Origin of the sequence: Actinomyces polynesiensis, from assembly GCF_000820725.1 — a bacterium.
In the GTDB taxonomy this organism is placed as follows: Bacteria; Actinomycetota; Actinomycetes; order Actinomycetales; family Actinomycetaceae; genus Pauljensenia; species Pauljensenia polynesiensis.
Genome location: NZ_CCXH01000081.1, coordinates 1 through 3757, shown reverse-complemented (window position 1 = coordinate 3757; position 3757 = coordinate 1). Strand labels below are relative to the sequence as shown.

Annotated in this window: 4 protein-coding genes and 2 pseudogenes; all 6 read right to left on the bottom strand. The window is 71.4% G+C overall.

Annotation, left to right across the window (positions count from 1 at the left end; all coding sequences use genetic code 11):
- Nucleotides 1-270 precede the first annotated feature (270 nt).
- Nucleotides 271-783, bottom strand: coding sequence for a CoA-binding protein (locus TA90_RS03105; protein ID WP_052450427.1), 513 nt, complete (start codon nt 781-783; stop codon nt 271-273).
- Complete coding sequence (locus tag TA90_RS03100; RefSeq protein WP_082031327.1) at nt 780-1475, bottom strand: PLP-dependent transferase; 696 nt, start codon at nt 1473-1475, stop codon at nt 780-782. The genes TA90_RS03105 and TA90_RS03100 overlap by 4 nt, the downstream gene beginning before the upstream one ends.
- Nucleotides 1472-1909, bottom strand: a complete 438-nt coding sequence (msrB, locus tag TA90_RS14865; RefSeq protein ID WP_043534563.1) for a peptide-methionine (R)-S-oxide reductase MsrB — start codon at nt 1907-1909, stop codon at nt 1472-1474. The genes TA90_RS03100 and msrB overlap by 4 nt, the downstream gene beginning before the upstream one ends.
- Before the next feature lie 221 nt (nt 1910-2130).
- Nucleotides 2131-2448 (bottom strand): annotated as a pseudogene (gene msrA, locus TA90_RS15990) (peptide-methionine (S)-S-oxide reductase MsrA); the annotation flags it as partial.
- Between the two features lie 104 nt (nt 2449-2552).
- Entirely contained in the window at nt 2553-3026 is a 474-nt protein-coding gene (locus tag TA90_RS03085; protein WP_043534562.1) for a cupin domain-containing protein, read from the bottom strand.
- A 75-nt stretch (nt 3027-3101) separates the two neighbouring features.
- Nucleotides 3102-3757, bottom strand: a pseudogene (locus TA90_RS03080) (L-serine ammonia-lyase, iron-sulfur-dependent, subunit alpha); the annotation flags it as partial.

Genomic DNA, 3757 nt, shown 5'->3' with positions numbered 1-3757 from the left:
CCCGGATGGGAGAGCCGTGTCCTCCCCCCGCCCCCCGCGCCGTTCCCGGCGGGTCCCTCGGCCCGACCACAGGAGGGGAGATCGGCGGACCGTTGGAGGTGGGCTGCCCTCGACCGGAGAAGGGGGCGGACCCCACGCCCGGAACAGGGCGGACCTCGGGGGCAGAACGGGGCGGACCTCAAGCCCGGAACAGGGCGGACCTCGGGGGCAGAACGGAACGGACCTCACGCCCGGAACAGAGCGGACCTCGGCAGGAGAAGGGGACGGACCTCAGCGGCCGGAGGGGATCCTCGCGGAGATGACCCCGGTGTCGAAGCCCGCCAGGTGGAGACCACCGTGGAAGCGGGCGTGCTCGATCTTGATGCAGCGGTCCATGACGACGTCCAGACCCGCGTCCAGCGCGGTCGCCGCCGCCTCGTCGCTCCACAACCCCAGCTGGATCCACAGCACCTTCGCACCCACCGACACCGCGTCGCGGGCGACGTCGGGCAGGTCGTCGGTCCTGCGGAAGGCGACCACGACGTCGGGGACGACGGGGAGGTCGGCCAGGGAGGGGAAGGCCGGGCGTCCCAGGATCTCCGAGGCCCGGGGGTTGACGAAGTACACGTCGTACCCGCTGTCCTGGGTGAGGTAGCTCGCCACGAAGTAGGAGGCGCGGGAGGGGTTCGCCGAGGCGCCGACCAGGGCGATTGAGCGCGCGCGCTGGAGGATCTCGTAGCGGCGGCTGGCACTGGGTGGCACGTAACTGGGTGGCACGTGGCTGGTGGGGACGTCGGTGTTCATCGTCCGCTCCTCCCGGTCGCGCGGGTGAGCCCTCGGTCGAGGTCCGCGATGATGTCCTCCACGTCCTCCAGGCCCACGCTGATGCGCACGGTCCCCGGACGCACTCCCGACGCCTCGAGCTGCTCGTCGCTCAGTTGGGCGTGGGTGGTGGAACCCGGGTGGATCACCAGGGTCTTCGCATCCCCGATGTTGGCGAGGTGGGAGGCCAGTTCGAGGCCCTCGATGAAGCGGCTCCCCAGGTCCCGGTCACCGTCCAGCTCGAAGGAGAAGACGGAACCCGGCCCCTCGGGGAGGTACTTCAGGGCCCTGTCGTGGTGGTGGTGGCCGGGCAGGCCCGCCCAGTGCACGGCGGCGATCCGGTCATCCGCGTCCAGCCACTGCGCCACCGCGCGGGCGTTGGCGACGTGGACGGGCATGCGCAGGGGCAGGGTCTCCACGCCCAGGGACAGCAGGAACGCCGAGTGGGGTGAGAGGGCGGGCCCGATGTCGCGCAGCTGCTCGGAGCGCAGTTTCGTCAGGTAGGCGTACTCCCGGAAGTTGCCGATCCAGGACAGGCCGCCGTAGGCGGGGATCGGCTCGTGGAGGACGGGGAACTTCTCCGCCCCGAACTCGAAGGTCCCCGACTCCACCACGACACCCCCCAGGGTCCTGGGTCGGTTCTGTGTGCGGCGACGGTGGGGGAGGGCGCTCATCGACGGCTCCTCGCGGTCTCGGCATCCACCTGGGCCACCAGGTGGCCGTAGCCCTCCTGCTCCATGTGGTCGCGTGGCACGAACCGCAGGACCGCGGAGTTGATGCAGTTGCGGCGGCCGCCCAGTTCCTCGGGCCCGTCCTCGAAGACGTGGCCGAGGTGGATGTCGGAGACCGCGGAGCGGATCTCGGTGCGCGTGCGTGCGCGGGACAGGTCCTCGCGTTCGACCACGGCGTCCGCACTGACGGGTCGGGCGAAGGAGGGCCATCCGCACCCGGCCCCGAACTTCTGCGAGGACACGAACAGCGGTTCCCCGCTCGCCACGTCCACGTACAGGCCCGGGTCGAAGTGCTCGTCGAACTCGCCGCTGTGGTCGGCCTCGGTGGCACCGTGCACGGCGATCTCGTACTGGACGGGGGTCAGGAGCGCCCGCAACTGCTCGTCGTCACGTGGGAACCGGCGCTGACGGGTCGTGGACGCGGCCCGCTCGAATGCGGAGGGGGCGATGTGGCAGGTGGCGGTGGGGTTCTTCGCGAGGTGGTCCTGGTGGTACTCCTCCGCCGGGTGGAAGGACTCCAGGGGAGCCACCTCGATGGCGAGGGGTTCGGCGTGGTGGCGTCGTTCGTTCGCGAGGGGATGGGCACCAGGTCCGCCTCGTCGGTCCAGTAGATGCCGGTCCGGTACTGGACGCCCTCGTCATCGCCCTGGTGGTCCACGGCGACCGGGTCGATGGCGGCGAGGAAGACGTCGAGGACGGTCGCCAGGTCCAGACGGGAGGTGTCGTAGGTGACCCTGACCGCCTCCACGTGGCCGGAGTCGGCGCAGACCTCCTCGTAGGTCGGTGCGCCCCCCGGTCCGTTGGCGTAGCCCGCCTCCGTCCCGACGACACCCTCCAGCAGGGAGAAGAGCTTCTGGATCCCCCAGAGACACCCTCCTGCGAGGTGGATCGTCCTGGTGGTGGGTCCCTCGGTCATCGGGAGTCCTTCCGTGTCTGGTGCCGGCCGCCGGGGGCCGGGATGGGGAGACCGCGGGCGAGACCACCGCACGGGCGGTGCCGCCGGGGGTGCGGGGGTGGCGGTCAGTGGCGGATGAACGCCGCGACCTCGGGGCCGGAGGCCCTGATCTCCTCGATCTGCTCGGGGGTGGGGAGGACGGGACGGTCACGCTCCGCGGTGACGATGAAGATGAACCCGAAGGGCTCGTCGCCGGTGGCCCGGAGCTGGTGCCAGGACCACCCGGGGATGTAGACGAGGTCGTGCGGCCGGGCGTGGACCAGGTGGTCCTGGACGAGGATGTCGCCCTCGCCCCGGATCGGGATGACCTCGTGGGCGTGGCCGTGGTGCTCCAGCGTGGACCAGCCTCCCGGCGCGACCTCGGAGTAACGGACCCGGATCCCCAGGCCACGGTCGACGTCGAAGAGGACCCGGCGCGTGACGTCGGAGAAGGGGGAGCTGTCGTCCTGCTTGTAGCGGAGCTCCGTGACCCCCCTCCAACGGAACGGCTCGTCCTGGGGGATGAAGGTCGGGGGTGTCGTCTCGTCGTCCTCACTCACGGGAACCAGAGTCCCCGAAGGGGTGCCGCGAGGGGGGACCGTGCCGGGGGCGAGACCGTGTGAACTGCGGGTCCCTCAGCACTCCACGACGTTGACCGCGAGACCCCCCGCGGAGGTCTCCTTGTACTTGGAGAGCATGTCGTTGCCGGTCTGGCGCATCGTCTCGATGACGACGTCCAGGCTCACCGTGTGCCGCCCGTCCCCCCACAGCGCCATGCGTGCCGCGTTGATGGCCTTCACGGCGGCGATGGCGTTCCGTTCGATGCACGGGATCTGGACCAGCCCGCCCACCGGGTCGCAGGTCAGTCCCAGGGAGTGCTCCATGGCGATCTCGGCGGCGTTCTCCACCTGGTGGGGACTGCCCCCCAGGGCCTGGGCCAGACCAGCCGCGGCCATCGCAGAGGCGGAGCCCACCTCGCCCTGGCACCCGACCTCGGCCCCGGCGATGGAGGCGTTGGTCTTGATGAGGGCCCCGATGGCGGTGGCAGCGAGCAGGAAGTCGTGGACCGCGCGGCGACGACGCGCGCCGCCCTCGTCGGCGGACGGTCCGGCGGGGGCAGGACGGGGCCCCCGGCCGAGGGTGCGGAGGCCGGGTGGGCGACCCCTCCCTCCGGACAGAAGACGACCAGGTAGCCCAGGACCGCGGGAACGACCCCGGCCGCGCCGTTGGTCGGTGCGGTGACGACACGGTGGCCCGCGGCGTTCTCCTCGTTGACGGCCAGGGCGAAGAG

Bases quoted from the DNA above. Each gene is read 5' to 3' on its own strand.
- TA90_RS03105 (WP_052450427.1), bottom strand. From the start codon at position 783: ATGAACACCGACGTCCCCACCAGCCACGTGCCACCCAGTTACGTGCCA.
- TA90_RS03100 (WP_082031327.1), bottom strand. From the start codon at position 1,475: ATGAGCGCCCTCCCCCACCGTCGCCGCACACAGAACCGACCCAGGACC.